This is a genomic window from Terrabacter sp. C0L_2, from assembly GCF_036352015.1.
Lineage (GTDB): Bacteria > Actinomycetota > Actinomycetes > Actinomycetales > Dermatophilaceae > Terrabacter > Terrabacter tumescens.
The window spans coordinates 987363-1003593 of sequence record NZ_CP143557.1 but is presented as its reverse complement, the minus strand read 5'-3'; the positions used below and the strand labels follow the sequence as shown (position 1 = coordinate 1003593).

11 protein-coding genes and 1 tRNA gene are annotated in these 16231 nt (G+C 68.5%); 2 read left to right on the top strand and 10 right to left on the bottom strand.

The window, feature by feature from the left end; genetic code table 11:
• Positions 1–16: 16 nt before the first annotated feature.
• From U5C87_RS04665 to gyrB, 4 genes are all read right to left on the bottom strand, one after another.
• A tRNA-Ile gene (locus U5C87_RS04665) sits at positions 17–93 on the bottom strand.
• A 158-nt stretch (positions 94–251) separates the two neighbouring features.
• Positions 252–956 (bottom strand): DUF3566 domain-containing protein, encoded by a 705-nt coding sequence (locus U5C87_RS04660; protein WP_330475466.1) that lies wholly within the window; start codon positions 954–956, stop codon positions 252–254.
• Positions 953–3505, bottom strand: a complete 2553-nt coding sequence (gene gyrA / locus U5C87_RS04655; protein ID WP_443082123.1) for a DNA gyrase subunit A — start codon at positions 3503–3505, stop codon at positions 953–955. The genes U5C87_RS04660 and gyrA overlap by 4 nt, the downstream gene beginning before the upstream one ends.
• A 270-nt stretch (positions 3506–3775) precedes the next feature.
• On the bottom strand, positions 3776–5986 hold the full coding sequence (gyrB, locus tag U5C87_RS04650) for a DNA topoisomerase (ATP-hydrolyzing) subunit B (RefSeq protein ID WP_443082099.1): 2211 nt from the start codon (positions 5984–5986) through the stop codon (positions 3776–3778).
• A gap of 535 nt (positions 5987–6521) precedes the next feature.
• Here gyrB and U5C87_RS04645 point away from each other — a divergent pair.
• Both U5C87_RS04645 and U5C87_RS04640 read left to right on the top strand, forming a co-directional pair.
• Positions 6522–7028, top strand: a complete 507-nt coding sequence (locus U5C87_RS04645; protein WP_330475464.1) for a SigE family RNA polymerase sigma factor — start codon at positions 6522–6524, stop codon at positions 7026–7028.
• Positions 7025–8335, top strand: coding sequence for a hypothetical protein (locus U5C87_RS04640; protein WP_330475463.1), 1311 nt, complete (start codon positions 7025–7027; stop codon positions 8333–8335). The genes U5C87_RS04645 and U5C87_RS04640 overlap by 4 nt, the downstream gene beginning before the upstream one ends.
• 33 nt (positions 8336–8368) lie before the next feature.
• Here the strand turns inward: U5C87_RS04640 and U5C87_RS04635 are convergent, their stop codons facing one another.
• The 6 genes from U5C87_RS04635 to U5C87_RS04610 form a co-directional block, all read right to left on the bottom strand.
• Positions 8369–9850 (bottom strand): protealysin inhibitor emfourin, encoded by a 1482-nt coding sequence (locus U5C87_RS04635; RefSeq protein WP_330475462.1) that lies wholly within the window; start codon positions 9848–9850, stop codon positions 8369–8371.
• A 566-nt stretch (positions 9851–10416) separates the two neighbouring features.
• Entirely contained in the window at positions 10417–11394 is a 978-nt protein-coding gene (locus tag U5C87_RS04630; RefSeq protein WP_330475461.1) for an acetylxylan esterase, read from the bottom strand.
• A gap of 6 nt (positions 11395–11400) precedes the next feature.
• Positions 11401–12267, bottom strand: coding sequence for a carbohydrate ABC transporter permease (locus U5C87_RS04625; RefSeq protein WP_330475460.1), 867 nt, complete (start codon positions 12265–12267; stop codon positions 11401–11403).
• On the bottom strand, positions 12254–13213 hold the full coding sequence (locus U5C87_RS04620; protein ID WP_330476658.1) for a carbohydrate ABC transporter permease: 960 nt from the start codon (positions 13211–13213) through the stop codon (positions 12254–12256). The genes U5C87_RS04625 and U5C87_RS04620 overlap by 14 nt, the downstream gene beginning before the upstream one ends.
• Before the next feature lie 19 nt (positions 13214–13232).
• Entirely contained in the window at positions 13233–14408 is a 1176-nt protein-coding gene (locus U5C87_RS04615; RefSeq protein ID WP_330475459.1) for an ABC transporter substrate-binding protein, read from the bottom strand.
• Between the two features lie 156 nt (positions 14409–14564).
• Positions 14565–16202: an FAD-dependent oxidoreductase gene (locus U5C87_RS04610; RefSeq protein ID WP_330475458.1), complete on the bottom strand. Its 1638-nt coding sequence runs from the start codon at positions 16200–16202 to the stop codon at positions 14565–14567.
• Positions 16203–16231: the final 29 nt, after the last annotated feature.

The window sequence follows — 16231 nt, the reverse complement described above, 5'->3', positions numbered from 1 at the left end:
TCCGTGGTGGCGGTGATGGTGGGCCTAGGAGGACTTGAACCTCCGACCTCTTCCTTATCAGGGAAGCGCTCTAACCGTCTGAGCTATAGGCCCATCGTCACCTTCGCGCACCCGAGCCACCCCGTCAGAGATGACGACCGGACGCGAGGGGAAACGTTACCCGATGCCCCCGCGAACCTACAAAACGGCCCCCACCCGTGAGGGCGAGGGCCGTCCTGCGTATGCCGTGTGGCCGGGTCGGCCGGGCCGGCTCAGTCGTCGGTGAGCGTGAGCTGCACGCCGCCGACGAGGGCCGAGCAGATGTTGTAGAGGAAGGCCATGACGGTCGCGATCGCCGTCATGAGAATGACGTCGATGACGCCGATGACGATCGAGAGGGACACGACCCGGCCGAAGCCGACGTAGTCCTTGATCGAGAACGGGTCGGACGTCGTCGTCTGCAGCGACTGGAGCACGCCCTCGATGTCGGTGAAGACGTTCATCGTCGACAGGATCATCCACAGCACGGCGGTGAGGATGACGCCGGCGATGCCGAGCGCGACGGAGAGCAGGAAGCTCATCTTCATGACCGACCACGGGTCGACGCGCGCGACGGCGAGCCGGACGCGCCGGGGGCCCTTGTGCTTGCGCGGGGCGGTCGTCGCGCGTGCACCGGCGCCGGTCGCGGCAGCAGCCTGCCCGGTCGAGCCGGACGAGCCGGACTGGCCCGACGTGCCGGAGCCGACGCGCTGGGTCGGGGCGGTGCGGTTGGTGACAGCACCCCGCGAGAGCGCGGTGCCCTGGTCGGCCGTCGACGCGCCCGAGGCACCGGACGTGCTGCCCGAGGCACCGTTGGAGGCGCCGGTGGAGGCGTAGTAGGAGCCGTTCTGGCCGCTGCCGTCCGAGCCCGAACCGCTGCCCGTCCGGGTGGACGTGCCAGTCCTGCTCACAGAGCCCTCAGGGCTGGTCGCGCTCATTCGTCACCTCCGTTGTCGGCGTACGAGCTCGCCTCGTCACCCGACGTCTGGTCCGACGGTACGCCATCGGGGCCGGGAACCGTAGCCGGCGCTCCCGTGCCGGACGGCTGGTCGACGGGGTTGCCGTCCTCGATCTCGGCGACGGCGATCTCCGACTCGGCGTTGCGGGCGACGGCCACGATCGAGTCGCCCTTGTCCGGGGTCGCGAACTTCACGCCCTGCGACGAGCGGCCGGTGTGGCGGACCTCGTCGACGCGCGAGCGCACGATCTTGCCCTTCTCCATGACGACCATGACCTCGTCGGTCTCGATGACCGTCAGGGCCCCGACGAGGTCGCCGCCCTTCTCGGAGAGCTTGGCGACCTTGATGCCGAGGCCGCCGCGACCCTGGAGGCGGTACTCCGAGATCGGGGTGCGCTTGGCGAGGCCGTTCTCGAAGACGACGAAGACGTCGGGGCTCTCGCCCTCCTCGACGACGGACATGGCGAGCAGGTCGTCGCCGTCGCGGAACTTCATGCCGGTGACGCCGGAGGTCGAGCGGCCCATGGGGCGCAAGGCCTCGTCGGTCGCGGTGAAGCGCACCGACTGGCCCTTGCGGGAGACGAGCAGCAAGTCGTCGCGGTTGGAGGCGAGGCCGGCCCCGACGAGCTCGTCGCCCTCGCGGAGGTTGACCGCGATGAGGCCGCCGGAGCGGTTGGAGTCGTAGTCGGCCAGGCGGGTCTTCTTGACGAGTCCACCCCGGGTGGCGAGCACGAGGTAGTCGGCCTTGGCGTAGTCGCGGACCGCGAGCACCTGGGCGATCTGCTCACCGGGCTGGAAGGCGAGCAGGTTGGCCACGTGCTGGCCCTTGCTGTCGCGCGAGCCCTCGGGCAGCTCGTAGGCCTTGGCGCGGTAGACCCGGCCGAGGTTGGTGAAGAAGAGCAGCCAGTGGTGGGTCGTCGTGGTGAAGAAGTGCTCCACGACGTCCTCGCCACGCAGGCTCGCGCCGCGCACGCCCTTGCCGCCGCGCTTCTGCGAGCGGTACTGGTCGACGCGGGTGCGCTTGGCGTAGCCACCACGGGTGATCGTGACGACGACGTCCTCCTCGGGGATGAGGTCCTCCATCGACATGTCGCCGTCGAACGGGAAGATCTCGGTGCGCCGGTCGTCGCCGTACTTGTCGACGATCGCCTGCAGCTCCTCGGAGACGATGTCGCGCTGGCGCTGCGGCGAGGCGAGGATCGCGCGGTACTCGTCGATCATCTCCTGCAGGGCGTCGTGGTCCTGCTGGATCTTCTCGCGCTCGAGGGCGGCGAGGCGGCGCAGCTGCATGTTGAGGATGGCGCCGGCCTGCAGCTCGTCGATGCCGAGCAGCTCGATGAGGCCGTCGCGGGCGATCTCGACGGTGCGCGAGGCGCGGATGAGCGCGATGACCTCGTCGAGCATGTCGAGGGCCTTGAGGTAGCCGCGCAACAGGTGGATGTCGGCCTCGGCCTTGTTGAGGCGGAAGGTCGTGCGCCGGACGATGACCTCGATCTGGTGGTCGACCCAGTGCCGGATGAAGCCGTCGAGCGGGAGGGTGCGCGGCACCTCGTCGACGAGCGCGAGCATGTTGGCGCCGAACGTCGTCTGCAGCTGCGTGTGCTTGTAGAGGTTGTTGAGCACGACCTTGGCGACGGCGTCACGCTTGAGCGTGATGACGAGGCGCTGACCGGTGCGGCCCGACGTCTCGTCGTTGATGTCGGCGATGCCGGAGATCTTGCCGTCCTTGACGAGGTCGGCGATCTTCATCGCGAGCATGTCGGGGTTGACCTGGTAGGGCAGCTCGGTGACGACGAGGGCCTGGCGGTTGCCGACCTCCTCGACGTTGACGACGGCGCGCATGATGATCGAGCCGCGACCGGTCCGGTAGGCGTCCTCGATGCCGCGGTGGCCCATGATGAGCGCGCCGGTCGGGAAGTCCGGGCCCTTGATGATCGTCAGGAGGTGCTCGAGCAGCTCCTCGCGGCCGATGTCGGGGTGCTTGAGGTAGTACTCGGCGCCGGCCGCGACCTCGCGCAGGTTGTGCGGCGGGATCTGCGTCGCCATGCCGACGGCGATGCCGGCGGAGCCGTTGACGAGCAGGTTGGGGAAGCGGCTCGGCAGCACCGAGGGCTGAAGCGTCTTGCCGTCGTAGTTCGGCACGAAGTCGACGGTGTTCTGCTCGATGTCCCGGACCATCTCCATGGCGATCGGGGCCATCCGGCACTCGGTGTATCGCGGGGCGGCCGCACCGTCGTTGCCGCGCGAGCCGAAGTTGCCCTGGCCGTCGACGAGCGGGTAGCGCAGCGACCAGTCCTGCACGAGGCGCACGAGGGCGTCGTAGATCGCCGAGTCGCCGTGCGGGTGGTAGTGACCCATGACGTCGCCGACGACGCGCGCGCACTTGTTGTAGCCGCGATCGGGTCGGTAGCCGCCGTCGTACATCGCGTAGACGATGCGCCGGTGCACGGGCTTGAGGCCGTCGCGCACGTCGGGCAGCGCACGGGACACGATGACCGACATGGCGTACTCGATGTAGCTGCGCTGCATCTCGTTGTTGAGGTCGACGGCCTCGACGCGGTCGGTCTCGTCGTCGTCACGCTCGATCGGGGCGGTGCCCTGCTCGTGCGCCGTGTCGACGACCTCGCCGTCCGGCTCGGTCGTCTCGTCGGGCGTCTCGTTGACGTCGTCTCCGTCGATGGGAGGCAGGTCGTCGCTCACGTCAGATCCCTTTGTCTCTCAGTCAGATTCAGGCAAGTAGAGGAGGTATGCCGGGTGGTGACGTTTCACGTGGAACGTGCCGGACGGCATACGGCCGGGTCAGATGTCGAGGAAGCGCACGTCGCGCGCGTTCTTCTGGATGAAGGAGCGGCGCGACTCGACGTCCTCGCCCATGAGGACGGCGAAGACCTCGTCGGACTTCGCGGCGTCCTCGAGCGTCACCTGGAGCAGCGTGCGCGTCTTGACGTCCATCGTCGTCTCGCCGAGCTCGGCGTAGTTCATCTCGCCGAGGCCCTTGTAGCGCTGGACCGGGTTGTCCTTGGGCAGGCGCCAGCCCTTGCCCTCACCGATCTGCTGCAGGCCGTCGCGCTCACGGTCGCTGTAGGCGAACTGGTGCGGGGCGTTGCTCCAGCGCAGGCGGTAGAGCGGCGGCTGCGCGAGGTAGACGTAGCCGGCCTCGATGAGCGGGCGCATGAAGCGGAAGAGCAGCGTCAGCAGCAGCGTGCGGATGTGCATGCCGTCGACGTCGGCATCGGCCATCAGCACGATCTTGTGGTAGCGCGCCTTGTCGATGTCGAAGTCCTCACCGATGCCGGTGCCGAAGGCGGAGATGAGCGCCTGGACCTCGTTGTTGGCGAGGATCTTGTCGATGCGCGCCTTCTCGACGTTGAGGATCTTGCCGCGGATCGGCAGGATCGCCTGGGTGTGCGGGTTGCGGGCCTGCGTGGCCGAGCCGCCGGCGCTGTCGCCCTCGACGATGAAGACCTCGGAGATGCGCGGGTCCTTGCTCTGGCAGTCCTTGAGCTTGCCCGGCAGACCGCCCGACTCGAGCAGGCCCTTGCGGCGCGTGGCCTCCCGGGCCTTGCGGGCGGCCATGCGCGCGGCCGCGGCCTGGACCGACTTGCGGACGATGTCCTTGCCCTCGTTGGGGTGCGCGCCGAGCCAGTGGCCGAACTCGTCGGTCATGGCGCGCTGGACGAAGCCCTTGACCTCGGAGTTGCCGAGCTTGGTCTTGGTCTGGCCCTCGAACTGCGGCTCGCCGAGCTTGACCGAGATGACAGCGGTCAGGCCCTCGCGGATGTCGTCGCCCGTGAGGTTCTCGTCCTTCTCCTTGAGGAGGTTCTGGCGGCGCGCGAAGTCGTTGATGAGCTTGGTCATCGCCGCGCGGAAGCCCTCCTCGTGCGTGCCGCCCTCGTGGGTGTTGATCGCGTTGGCGTAGGTGTGGACCGACTCGCTGTAGGCGTTGGTCCACTGCATGGCGAGCTCGAGGCTGAGCGAGCGGGCCTCGTCCTCGACCTCGATGGAGATCACCTCGGGGTGCACCGGCTCGCTGCGCTTGGAGCCGTTGAGGTGGTGGACGTAGTCGATGAGGCCGTTGTCGTAGCGGTAGCTGACCTTCTTGGCCGTGACCTTCTTCTTCTCGCCCGCATCGGCGCTGCCGTCGGCCTGCTCGTCCTCCTCGTCGTGCTCGACCTCGGTGAGGTCGGACTCCATGTCGTCGAGGTCGACGTCGTCGCCGGCCGTCTCGACGGGCGCCACGCGCTCGTCGACGAGGTTGATCGTCAGACCCTTGTTGAGGAAGGCCATCTGCTGCATGCGGGCGCGGATGGTCTCGAAGTCGTAGTCGACGGTCTCGAAGATGTCGGCGTTGGCCCAGAACGTGATGGTCGTGCCGGTCTCGTCGGTCGCCTCCTGCTGCTCGAGGGGGCCGTCGGGCACGCCGTCGGTGAAGCTCATCCGGAAGACGTGGCCCTTCTGGCGGACCGCTGCCTTGAGGCGCGTCGACAGGGCGTTGACGACCGAGCTGCCGACACCGTGCAGACCACCGGACACCTTGTAGCCGCCGCCGCCGAACTTCCCGCCGGCGTGCAGCTGGGTCAGGACGAGCTCGACGGCGCTGATCTTCTCCACCGGGTGGATGTCGGTGGGGATGCCGCGACCGTTGTCCTTGACCCGCACGCCGCCGTCGGCGAGGAGGGTGACGTCGATGGTGTCGGCGTAGCCGGCCAGCGACTCGTCCACGGCGTTGTCGACGATCTCGTAGACGAGGTGGTGCAGACCGCGCGGGCCCGTCGAGCCGATGTACATGCCGGGGCGCTTCCGCACGGCCTCGAGGCCCTCGAGGACGGTGATCGCGCTGGCGTCGTAGTCGACGCCGTTGGGGCGGACGTCAGCGGGCACGGCAGGGGCCGCCGGCACTGCGGGCGCAGCGGGCTCTGCGGGAGCCTCGGTGTCGGTCGCTGTCACGGAGTCGGGTCCGGTGGAGCTGGGGGCGGTGCTGGGGGTGGTCGGCTCGTCGGCGTCGGACACGTCTCTCCTCGGTGGTCTGACCTCATGCGGGCGGCCCGACGTGGACGTCGAGCCGCAACCTCTCCAGTCTAACGGTCCCGCGCCCCGAACCGTGCCCTCAGACGCGCGAAACGGCCATTTTCCGGGCCGAACACCCCTCGATCCGAGGGGAGGATCACGCCCGGGGGCCCCAGCGCCTTTCAGGCGCCTTCACCCGCCGCATCTCCGCCGACCTCGCGCGCCGGCTCGCAGACCGGCCGCGGACTCCCATCCTCCCGCCCCGCGATCCGGCCCCGCGACTCTGTCCACAGCGTCCCGCGGCCTCCAATGGCTGTGGACAGCGGCTCCCGACGAGGAGCTGCGGATGGTGCTGGGCCAGGTCGGGGAGTGATCCGTAAAGACTTCACCCGGTCTCGTGGTGGCGCCCCGCGATATCGGGAGCCGTCGGACAACCTTTGACGCGCACCGACGGTCCTGATGGGTGCCGGCACCCGCCGGACCGTGCCGGACCGTGCTGGACCGCGCCGGGCAGAGGATCGAACAGGGGACACACGTCATGGACGACGCCGAGCGCAGGGCCGACTTCACGGCCTACGTCAGGGCGCGCGAGCAGGCGCTCGCGCGCCTCGCGTACCTGCTCACCGGGGACCGCGACGCCGCCGAGGACGTGCTCCAGAACGCGCTCGCCAAGGTCTACCGCCACTGGGACCGCGTCCGCGCGGCCGAGCTGCCCGACGCGTACGTCCGCCGGATCATGGTCAACGAGAGCAACTCCCGCTGGCGCGGCCTGCTGCGTCGCCACGAGTCACCGAGCAGCCACGTCCTCGAGGTCATCGACCCACCGGGCGTCGTCGGGCTCGACCCCACCGCGTCGATCGACCTGTGGCGCCACGTCCAGGGCCTGCCCACCCAGCAGCGGGCGGCCGTCGTGCTGCGCTACTACGAGGACCTCACCGAGGCGCAGACCGCCGAGGTGCTCGGCTGCTCCGTCGGCACCGTCAAGAGCCACACGAGCCGCGCGATCTCCGCGCTGCGCACGAGGATGAGCGAGGCCACGGCATGAGCGACATGGACCAGCGGCTCAAGCGGGCGCTCGACGAGCACACCGAGGGCGTACGCGTCGTGGCCGACCTCGCGGAGCGCGCCATCGCCCGCGACCGTTCCAACAAGCGCCGCGAGCTCGGAGTCGCAGCCCTGGCGGCCGGGCTCGTGCTGGCGGTTGCCGTGCCCGTGGGCTGGGGGGCTCTGCGCGCCAGCAGCGTCCGGCCACTTCCCGTCGGCCCGTCCCAGTCGACGACCGCCCCCACCGGCAGCCCGTCGGCGCCGCCGAGCACACCGCCGAGCACCGTCCCGGCGCCGACCGCGATCCCGACCCTCACCGCGGACGGGTCGCCCTCCCCGGTGAACCTGCGTTTCGCCACCGGCGAGCCGACCGGCACGACCACGGTGCCCTACCTGCTCGGCGACGTCATCCACGACCGGTCACGCACGATCCGCATCCAGGCGGAGGGCCGCTGGGGGTCGCTGTGGCGCCTGTCCAACGACGGCTGGCTCGTCACCGACGCGGACACCCTCGTCTCCACCGTCCTCGACAGCACGGGGCTGCCGCTCACCGAGATCACCGGTACGACACGCGTGTCCGCGTCCGGGCTACTCATCGCCGCGTCCGACGTCCGTGGCAACCTGCGTGCCCACGACAACCTCGGCGCCTCGGTGGCCTCGCTCGACGTCAAGACGTGCGACTGCTCGAGCGGCAGCGGCGGCAGCGGCTACGAGGTGGTGGGGGTCGTCAACACGACCGTCTATGCCAACCGCGGCGACCTCGAGGCGTCGGTGGCCTGGGACGTGTCGACCGGCAAGACACGTCGACTGCCCTTCCGCCTGTCCGTCGTCGACCCCGCGACGGAGACCGCGGCCGTCCTCACGCCCGGCGCCAAGGCGCAGACCAGCTGCCTCGAGCTCAGGGACCTGCTCACACTCCGGGCGCGGTGGAGGCTCTGCGGCCCCCTCGTGCCGCGAACCTTCTCCTCTAACGGCCTCTACCTGATGGCGACGGGATACATCGACGGCCTCGACGAGTCGCAGCTGAACCCCGACGGGACGTTCCGCTACGGGGGCCTGGTCGTGGTCCGCACCAGCGACGGGTCGCTCGTCCTCGAGGGTGGCGGAGCCGGAGGCGCAGGAGGCTCGCCCGTGTCGTCCCGGATGGGTGACGACTCGAAGCTCGTCGTGCAGGTCGGCTCGCCCGCCGGCCTCCGGAGCCTGCAGCGGTGCACGCTCGAGGGTGCCTGCGAGGTCGTCGCACCCGACAGCCCGCGCACCGTCGACATCCCCGAGGGCGAGGACCCCTACACGCTCGCCGACAACTGAGCCTCGTTCGCAGCACCTCGGGTCGAGGCCGGCTCAGTCGTCGGCGAGGGTGCGCTCGAAGAGGGAGTGGATCGCCTCGGGCAGGTGCGGCTCCTGGATCGTGATGTCGCACCCCACCTCGTCGCAGACGACCGAGTAGACGAACGCGTCGGGGTGGGTGCGCTCGGTCGAGGCGGCGATGCGCTGGAGCGTGGGCGCGGCGAGCAGGTGCTGCCAGTCCTTGGCGTCGCGCTCGGGCAGCTCGCCGATGGCGACCCGCCGCTCGCGGACCTGCCCGGCGAAGCCCCCGGTGCGCCGCAGCAGCACCTGGGCCTCGGAGCTCGGGGTCGGCCCGGCCGGGGTGGGGGCGGGAGCGGTCGACCGCCCACCGGACTTCTTCGTCCTCTTCGCGCCGTGCGAACCATCGCCGGCCGCAGCGGTGAGCACGCCGACCGTCTCCCAGGCCGAGCGCACGGCCTTCTGCTCCGCCGAGCCGTCACCGTGGGCACTGCCCGCGGCGGCCACCGTCAGGCCGGCGAAGGTCGCGAAGTCGCAGTCCGCCTTGATCCCGTCACCCGAGAGCACGGCATACCAGATCGCGCCGGCGCCCTCCCAGGCGTTGCCGCCGATCGCCTCGGCCGCGAGCACGAAGGCGCGGTTGGGGATGCCGGAGTTGATGTGGACGCCGCCGTTGTCGTCCTGGGTGTCGACGTAGTGCGCCATGTCGGCCGGCTGCGGGTCCGTGCCGAGGCGCGGGTCGTCGTAGGCGGTGCCGGGGTTGCGCATGTCGCGCAGCGCGCGGCCCTTGACGGAGGGATTGAGCAGGTCGGCGCCGACGAGCCAGTCGGCCTCGGCCGCGCTCTGCCCCAGCGCTTTCTGCTTGACGAGGACGCCGAAGACGTCGGAGACCGACTCGTTGAGCGCGCCCGACTGGCCCTGGTAGAGCAGGCCGGCCGTGTGTTCGGTGACGCCGTGCGCGAGCTCGTGGCCGATGACGTCGACACTGCGGGTGAATCGCTCGAAGACGACGCCGTCACCGTCGCCGAACACCATCTGCGAGCCGTCCCAGAACGCGTTGTCGTAGTTGCGGCCGTAGTGCACGGTCGCGAGCAGCGGCATCCCCTTGCCGTCGAGCGAGTCGCGGGAGTAGGCCGTCGACCACAGGTCCCACGTCGCGCCGAGTCCGTCGTAGGCCTCGTTGACCGCGGCGTCGGAGCTGGGCGCGCCGCCCTCGGCGCGCACCTGCGTGCCCGGGGTGGTCTGGGTGCCCTTCGCGTCGTAGATCGTGCGGTGCGGACCCTCGCCGTGAGCGGTGCTCACGTCACTGCGCCGCGGCGCGCGCCGACCGGTGGGCCGTGCCGTCGGGGTGCGCCGCGCCGCACGGAGCTCCTCGTCGTGGCGCAGCGCCTCACGGGCGTGCGTGGCCAGCAACGGCTCGTCGCTCGCCGCCAGCGCCTCGAGGATGTAGGGCGGCACGATCGTGCAGCGCGGGGGCGGGCCGGCCGCCGGGGACTGCGTCGATGTCGTCGAGGTCATGGCATCAGTCTGCGTCGGAACACCGACACCCGCCCTTCGAGCGGATCTACGGTGTGCACCTTCGTCGTCGCCGGGCACCAGTGTGTCAGCCCGACGAGGTCCACGGGCAAACCAAACTCACGCTCCACGGCTCAGCTGAGTTCTCACGACCGCTCGCCCAGCCCGGGATCGCATGACGCCCGGGCTGAGGCATTCCAGGCCGCCTCACCAAGGCACAAGAACCTCACTCATCCCCGTCTGTCCGAGACGACCGAAGCGCTCAAGCATACGGTGAGTGCGTCATCGAGCAGGGTCAGCCCATTGGGGTGTCCTGCGCCGGCGGCTGACGCGGCGGCCAAGGTCACAGACGCGTGCGCAGCGCCTCGTTGTGCCCGTCAGGCCGGCCTGCGACCGAGCGCCAGCCACCGTTGCGGCTGTCGCGAAGGGGTGTACGCAGAGCCTGCACGCCGTTGACGCTCTGCTGCGGTGGAAGAGGTACGTTGGCCGTCTTACCTCCTTTCGATGATTCGCAATGGGTAGATAGGCATGCAGCGGTCGGTGCGGTGCGCGTATCGCTCAGACGCCTTTTAGACGGGACTGGCTGACAGTTGGGTGGGCAGCCAGGCCAGCTGGGCAGCGACGTGGAAGGCCGCTCCGCCCTCATGTCCGTTGTAGGGGTACTCGACGATCTCCTTGGGGCCGGCCCAGGCGTTGTAGGCGGCGAAGACCGTCGATGGGGGACAGGTGGGGTCCATGAGGGCGACGGAGAAGAGTGCTGGCATCGTCGCGCGCCTAGCCAGGTGAGCGCCGTCGACGTGGGCCAGTGTCGACAGGACGCTCTCCACTTGGTCGCGGTGCACGGCGAGATAACGCACGATCTCGTCGTAGGGCGGCCGGTCGACGACCTGCAGGGCACGCGGGAAGTCACACAGGAAGGGCACGTCGGGCATCGCGGCCACCACCCCGTCGGCGAGAGCCGCGGCCGCAATGGTCAGCCCGCCGCCCTGGCTCGTCCCAGTGACCGCGATACGTCCCGCGTCGACGTGGGATGACTCACGCAGGGCGTCGACTGCGCGCACCGCGTCGACGATGAGTCGCCGGTAGTAGTAGTCGGCCGGATCGGTGATGCCCCGCGTCATGACGCCCTGCGCCGCTGGCCCGCTCCCGCAGGGGTCGGCGGTGACGCCGACCGACCAGCCGGATCCCTGTCCGCGGGTGTCCATGACGAAGTGCGCATAGCCCGCCTGTGCCCACAGCGTCACCTCGTGCACGAGCCCTCGGCCACCGCCGTAGCCCACGTACTGCACGACGCCAGGGAGTGGCTTGACCGCTCCGTGCGGGACGTGCAGCCAACCCGACACCGGTTGCCCTCCGAACCCCGCAAACGTGACATCGAACGAATCGACCGTTGTCAGGCCGTTGGCCACCGGCACGAACCGAGCTGGGGTGCCGCGAGACCGTGAGTCAGCCAGGGAAGCGGCCCAGAACCCGTCGAGACCCTCGGGCTCGGCCCCAGTCGTCCGGTGGGCGCGCAGTTCAGAAAGGGGCAGATCGGTGTATGCCACAAGCGGTCAGCCCTTCAGTCCGGTCTGGGCGAGTCCTTCGACGAAGTGCCGTTGTGCGAGCACGAAGACAAGCAGCACGGGCAGGACGGTCGTCACAGACGCTGCCAGCTGGATGTTCCAGAGGTGGCCACCATATGCGTCGGTGTACTGCGTGAGAGCGAGTGGGAGCGTGAACTTGGACTTGTCGGACAGGTACACGAGAGGCTCGAGGTAGAGGTTCCAGCTGTTGAGGAACGTAAAGATGGCGACCGAGGCCAGGGCGGGTCGAGCAAGCGGTAGCGCGACGCGCCTGAAGAGGCCGAACCGTCCGAGGCCGTCGAGCCGACCGGCCTCCTCGAGCTCGTCCGGCAGTGCGATGAAGAACTGCCGCATGATGAAGGTGCCCAGCACGCTTGGAGCGCCGAAGATCGGGATGATGACGAGAGGCCAGTGAGTGTTGGTCAGGCCGAGGGCGTCGACGAGCTTGAAGAGGGGGATGATCGTCACCTCGCTCGGGATGAGCAAACCGACGATGACCAGGACAAAGAGGGCGTTTGCACCCCTGAAGCGGATCCGGGCGAACGCATAACCGGCGAGAGAGGCGACGGTCATGGTGCCGACCGTGACGAGCGCGGCGATGTAGAGGCTGTTGAGATACTGCTGCGCTAGCGGGTAATCCGCGAAAGCGTCGCGGTAGTTCGACCACTGCGGAGAGGTCGGGAAGAGCTTCGGCGGATAGGCGAGCACCTCATTCTGGGGGAGAAGCGAAGAGGTGATCATCCACCAAGTGGGGAAGACGAACGGGATGGCGAGGCCCACCATTGCGACGTGCATGGCCTTGCGTCCGCGATGCCATACCGGAGCGACGTTCGCATCGACATCAGTCCTGCTCAAGGAACACCCACCTCTTCCGGAGCCGCCACTGGAGCAGCGTGAGCACAAGGATGATGAGAAAAAGCACGACGGCGAGGGCGCTGCCGTAGCCGAAGTCGTGATTCTGGAAGGCCTGTTGATAGAAGTAGTAGACGAGGACGTTCGTGTGGTTGGCCGGCCCACCGCCCGTGAGGATCTGGATCTGGGCGAACACCTGCAAGGACCCGCTGATCGTGATGATCGACGTGAGCAGGACCGTCGGGCTGATCATCGGCAGGGTGATCGACCGGAACCGACGCCAAGGTCCGGCTCCGTCGATCTGTGCCGCCTCGAGAAGTGAGGCGGGTACGCCCTGAAGGGCGGCCAGGAACAGCACCATGTTGAGGCCCACGTTCTTGAGCACCTGCACGACGATGACCGACAGCAGGGCTGTCGTGTCGCCGCGCAACCAGTTGGGGCCGTCGCTGCCCAGGATCCGCAGAAGCGAGTTGATCCCGCCGTTGTCCTGGAGGAGGAAGTTCCACACGATCGTCCAGGCGACGAGCGTCACGACGACTGGGGAGAAGAAGATCGTGCGGAAGGCCGTAGTGCCCCGCAGCCGCTGGTTGAGCAGGAGCGCGAGCACGAGCGCCAGGCTGATGTTCAGCAGGACGAGGCCGGCACTGAAAAGGAGAGTCACTCGGGCAACAGTTGGGGTCACGGGGTCGCGCGCCAGCTGCGCATAGTTGTCCACTCCGGTGAAGGTCGAGACTCCCGAGAGGAGGTTCGTGGCGTGGAAGCTCTCCCATACCACCGCGACGAGTGGGTACACCACGAAGGCGAGGCAGCCCAGCACCTGCGGCGCGATGAAGAGGTAGGCCGTAGCGGCGTCTCGGCGTCGCCACGTCCACCCCTTCGGCCGCCGCGCGATCGATCGGTCGTCCCTGGCTGCCGCCGAGGCAGCCCCGTGGACGGTTTGGGTCGTCATCACCACAAGCCTGTCTTCCTCACTGGCTGAGCGTCGGGTTGACGGTCTTGCACACCTCGCCGAGCACTGACGGTATGTCCGCGTCGGCCTTCCACAGGGGGTCGAGAGCAGCCTGGACCTGCGTCGTGAGCTTGGCGTTGTCAGTGTGGGACGGCAGCACTGCCCCGTTCGTGATCCCGTCGATGACGACCGCCTGGAGCTGCTCCTTGCTGAAGAGTGGGCTCGCCTTGGCGAGTGTCTCAGCGTTGAGCTGACTCTTGCGGGCGGGCGGGAAGTACTGCGCCAGCTTGGCGGAGTTCTCGGGGTTGGTGAACCAGGCGAGGAAGTCCTGCGCGGCGTCGACGTGCTTGCCCTTGGTCAGTACCCCGATGCCGGCCTGGCCGATGACCTGCGCGTCAACGGCTGGTCCCTTGGGCAGCGGCACAATGCTCCACGCGAAGGGCTTGTCCTGGAGCAGGCTTGCACGGCTGATCTGAGTGACCGTCATGCCAGATTCACCGGCGAAGAAGTCTGCTGTTGTGCCCGGGCCCGGCAGTGCTTTGTCGACGAAGATCGCCCGGTGCAGGAAGGTCATTGCATCGACCATCTGGGGGCTGTCAAAACCGCAGCTCTTGCCATCAGCAGACCAGGCGTCGGCGCCGAACCCGCGCCACACGCTCGCGAGCACCGGCCACATCTTGAAGTCGAAGTCGCGGATGACGAGGCCAGACTTGCCAGGCAGGCGGCTTGCCACCCGTGCCGCAATCTTCTCGGCGTTCTCCCAGGTCCAGTCCCCGGACTTCACCAGGTCGTCGGGGGTTTGGGTCACGCCGGCCTTGGCGAGCATTTCCTTGTTGTAGAAGACGCCGAACGGCGAGGTGGAAAACGGGTAGGCAAATAGCTTGTCGCTCCGCTGCCAGAGTTTGGTGGCTGCAGGCAGCAGTTCCGCGCGGTTGTAGCCCGCCGTCTTGTCGAATGTGGGTGCGAGGTTGGTCAGTGCGCCGGACGCTACGAAGTCGGGCGCGTCGCGCTCAAGGACCCACGCGAGATCGGGCGGACTGCTGCCCGCGATCTGCGCTGTGAGAGAGGTCGTGTATCCGTCGATCGGGATCGAGTCGAAGGTTATCGAGGAGATGTTGGGGTGGCTCTTCTTGTACGCGTCGGCGATACCGTTGAAGATCGCGAGCTGGCTCTTGTTGTTCGTCCAGACCGTCATGCGCAAGCTGGCATCACCGCTGGAACTTGCTCCTCCCGTACCGGTGGAACACCCAGCGATGAGAAGGACACCGGTCGTGGCGACCGCCATGGCGATCCGACCGCGTCGAGGGAAATGGTGCATCGTTGCTCCAATCATGAGGGTGTTACTAGGGATTCAGTAGGCGCGTACGTTGGGCCAGGCGAGCTCGACGCCGCGTCGGCTCAGCAGCGCCTGGAAGTCGCTGAGCAGATCGGCCTTCTCACGGACGGCCTGCGGCGGCTCGCCCGTGGCACACGAGAAGGCGGCCAACGCTCCGGCCGCCTCGCCGACGTTCCACTCGACGGGGTGCAGCCGGTAGGCGCCGTTAGTGATGTGCGTGGTGCCGATGTTCTTGCACGCCGGAAGCAGGTTCCGCACGCGCACGGGCAGCAGCGCGCCGAGCGGGATCTGGAAGGGCGTGGAAGCAACGTCGATGTACGTGTCGCCGCCGGTCGACGGGTGCAGGTCGATGCGATACATCCCGATGCCCACCGAGTCGGAGTAGGAGGTTGCGCCCGCGTCGCCGCGCACCGCAAGCGAGATGTCGTTCTCCGTCACGGTCTCGAGCGCGAGGATGCGCCTGGACTCGCGGACGTAGAGGTCCTGGGCAAGGCCGTCGTCGGTTCCCATGACGTCGGGGCGCAGCCGCAGCCCGGGGAAACCCGTGCCGCCGTCCGGGCGTGGGGCCTCCGTCTGCATCCAGTAGAGGGCTGATCGCGAGAGCTCACGCGCCCCCTGTCTGTGGGCGGCAGCCTCTGCGTCGGGTACCTCGAAGACCGGACCCTCCAGGTAGTCGATCATCGGCCAGTTGATGATGGTGATGTCGCTCGCGTAGATACCGGGCTCGAAGAGGCGACGAGCGGCAATGCGCCGGAAACGCCAGAGGTCGAGCGTCCCGGGGTTCTTGCTCTGGTCCGCCACGACGGACAGCGGGTCGTCCTCGGGGTTCGGCGACAGCCATCCGTGTGCAGCCTCGAGGGTGCGCGGGTCGGGCCACGAGAAGCCGAGGAGCGGGCCTGGCCACATGTCGGGACGCGCTGCCCGCCAGTAGTCGTAGGTGCGCGGGCGATCGATCGTGTGGTCGCCGTCGACATGCTCGAGCGCGAAGCACCAGCTGACCGCTTGCATGTTCAGTGGCTGCGCCTCTTCGGGCGCGCTGGGTTCGCCGGTGGTGCGTCGTGACTCGAAGCCTGTGACGTACTCGACCTGCGCCAAGGGCAGCAAGTCGCCAAGCTCGGTGGCGTCGATGACATATGACGCGCTGATCGTGACGGTTGCCTCCGTCCCGCATTCGTTCGCACGGATGCCGCGCAAGTCGGAGGTCACGGTCACGGACCGCACCTCGTCGCCGGCGGTCTCGACTGCCACGGCCCGATAAGGCTGGAGCACTTCGAGGCGGCCCGAGCCGCGCAGCGGTGCGAGCATCTCGTCGATGACTGCCTTGGCTACACGGGGCTCATGGCACAGGGGGGAGACGAGCCCCCCGCCCGGGTTGAGGTGCGGGGTGCTGCGTGCTGCATGGGTGAGGGGGTAGTGAGTCCGGTAGTAGCGGCGGATGCCATTCCGGAGGGCGCGGTACGAAGCCGTGATGCCGAACTGCTCGCTCCACGGATGTTCGTCCGGCGGGACGGCTTGTGCGGTCAACTGACCGCCAAGCCACCGATCGCCCTCGATGAGGATGACTCGGGCGCCTCCTTGCACTGCGGCAATGGCGGCAGCGACACCGCCAAGTCCACCTCCGACGATGAGCACATCTGTGTGGCGATCGGGCACTTTCGCTCTCACCTTCAGTCGCTAATTCG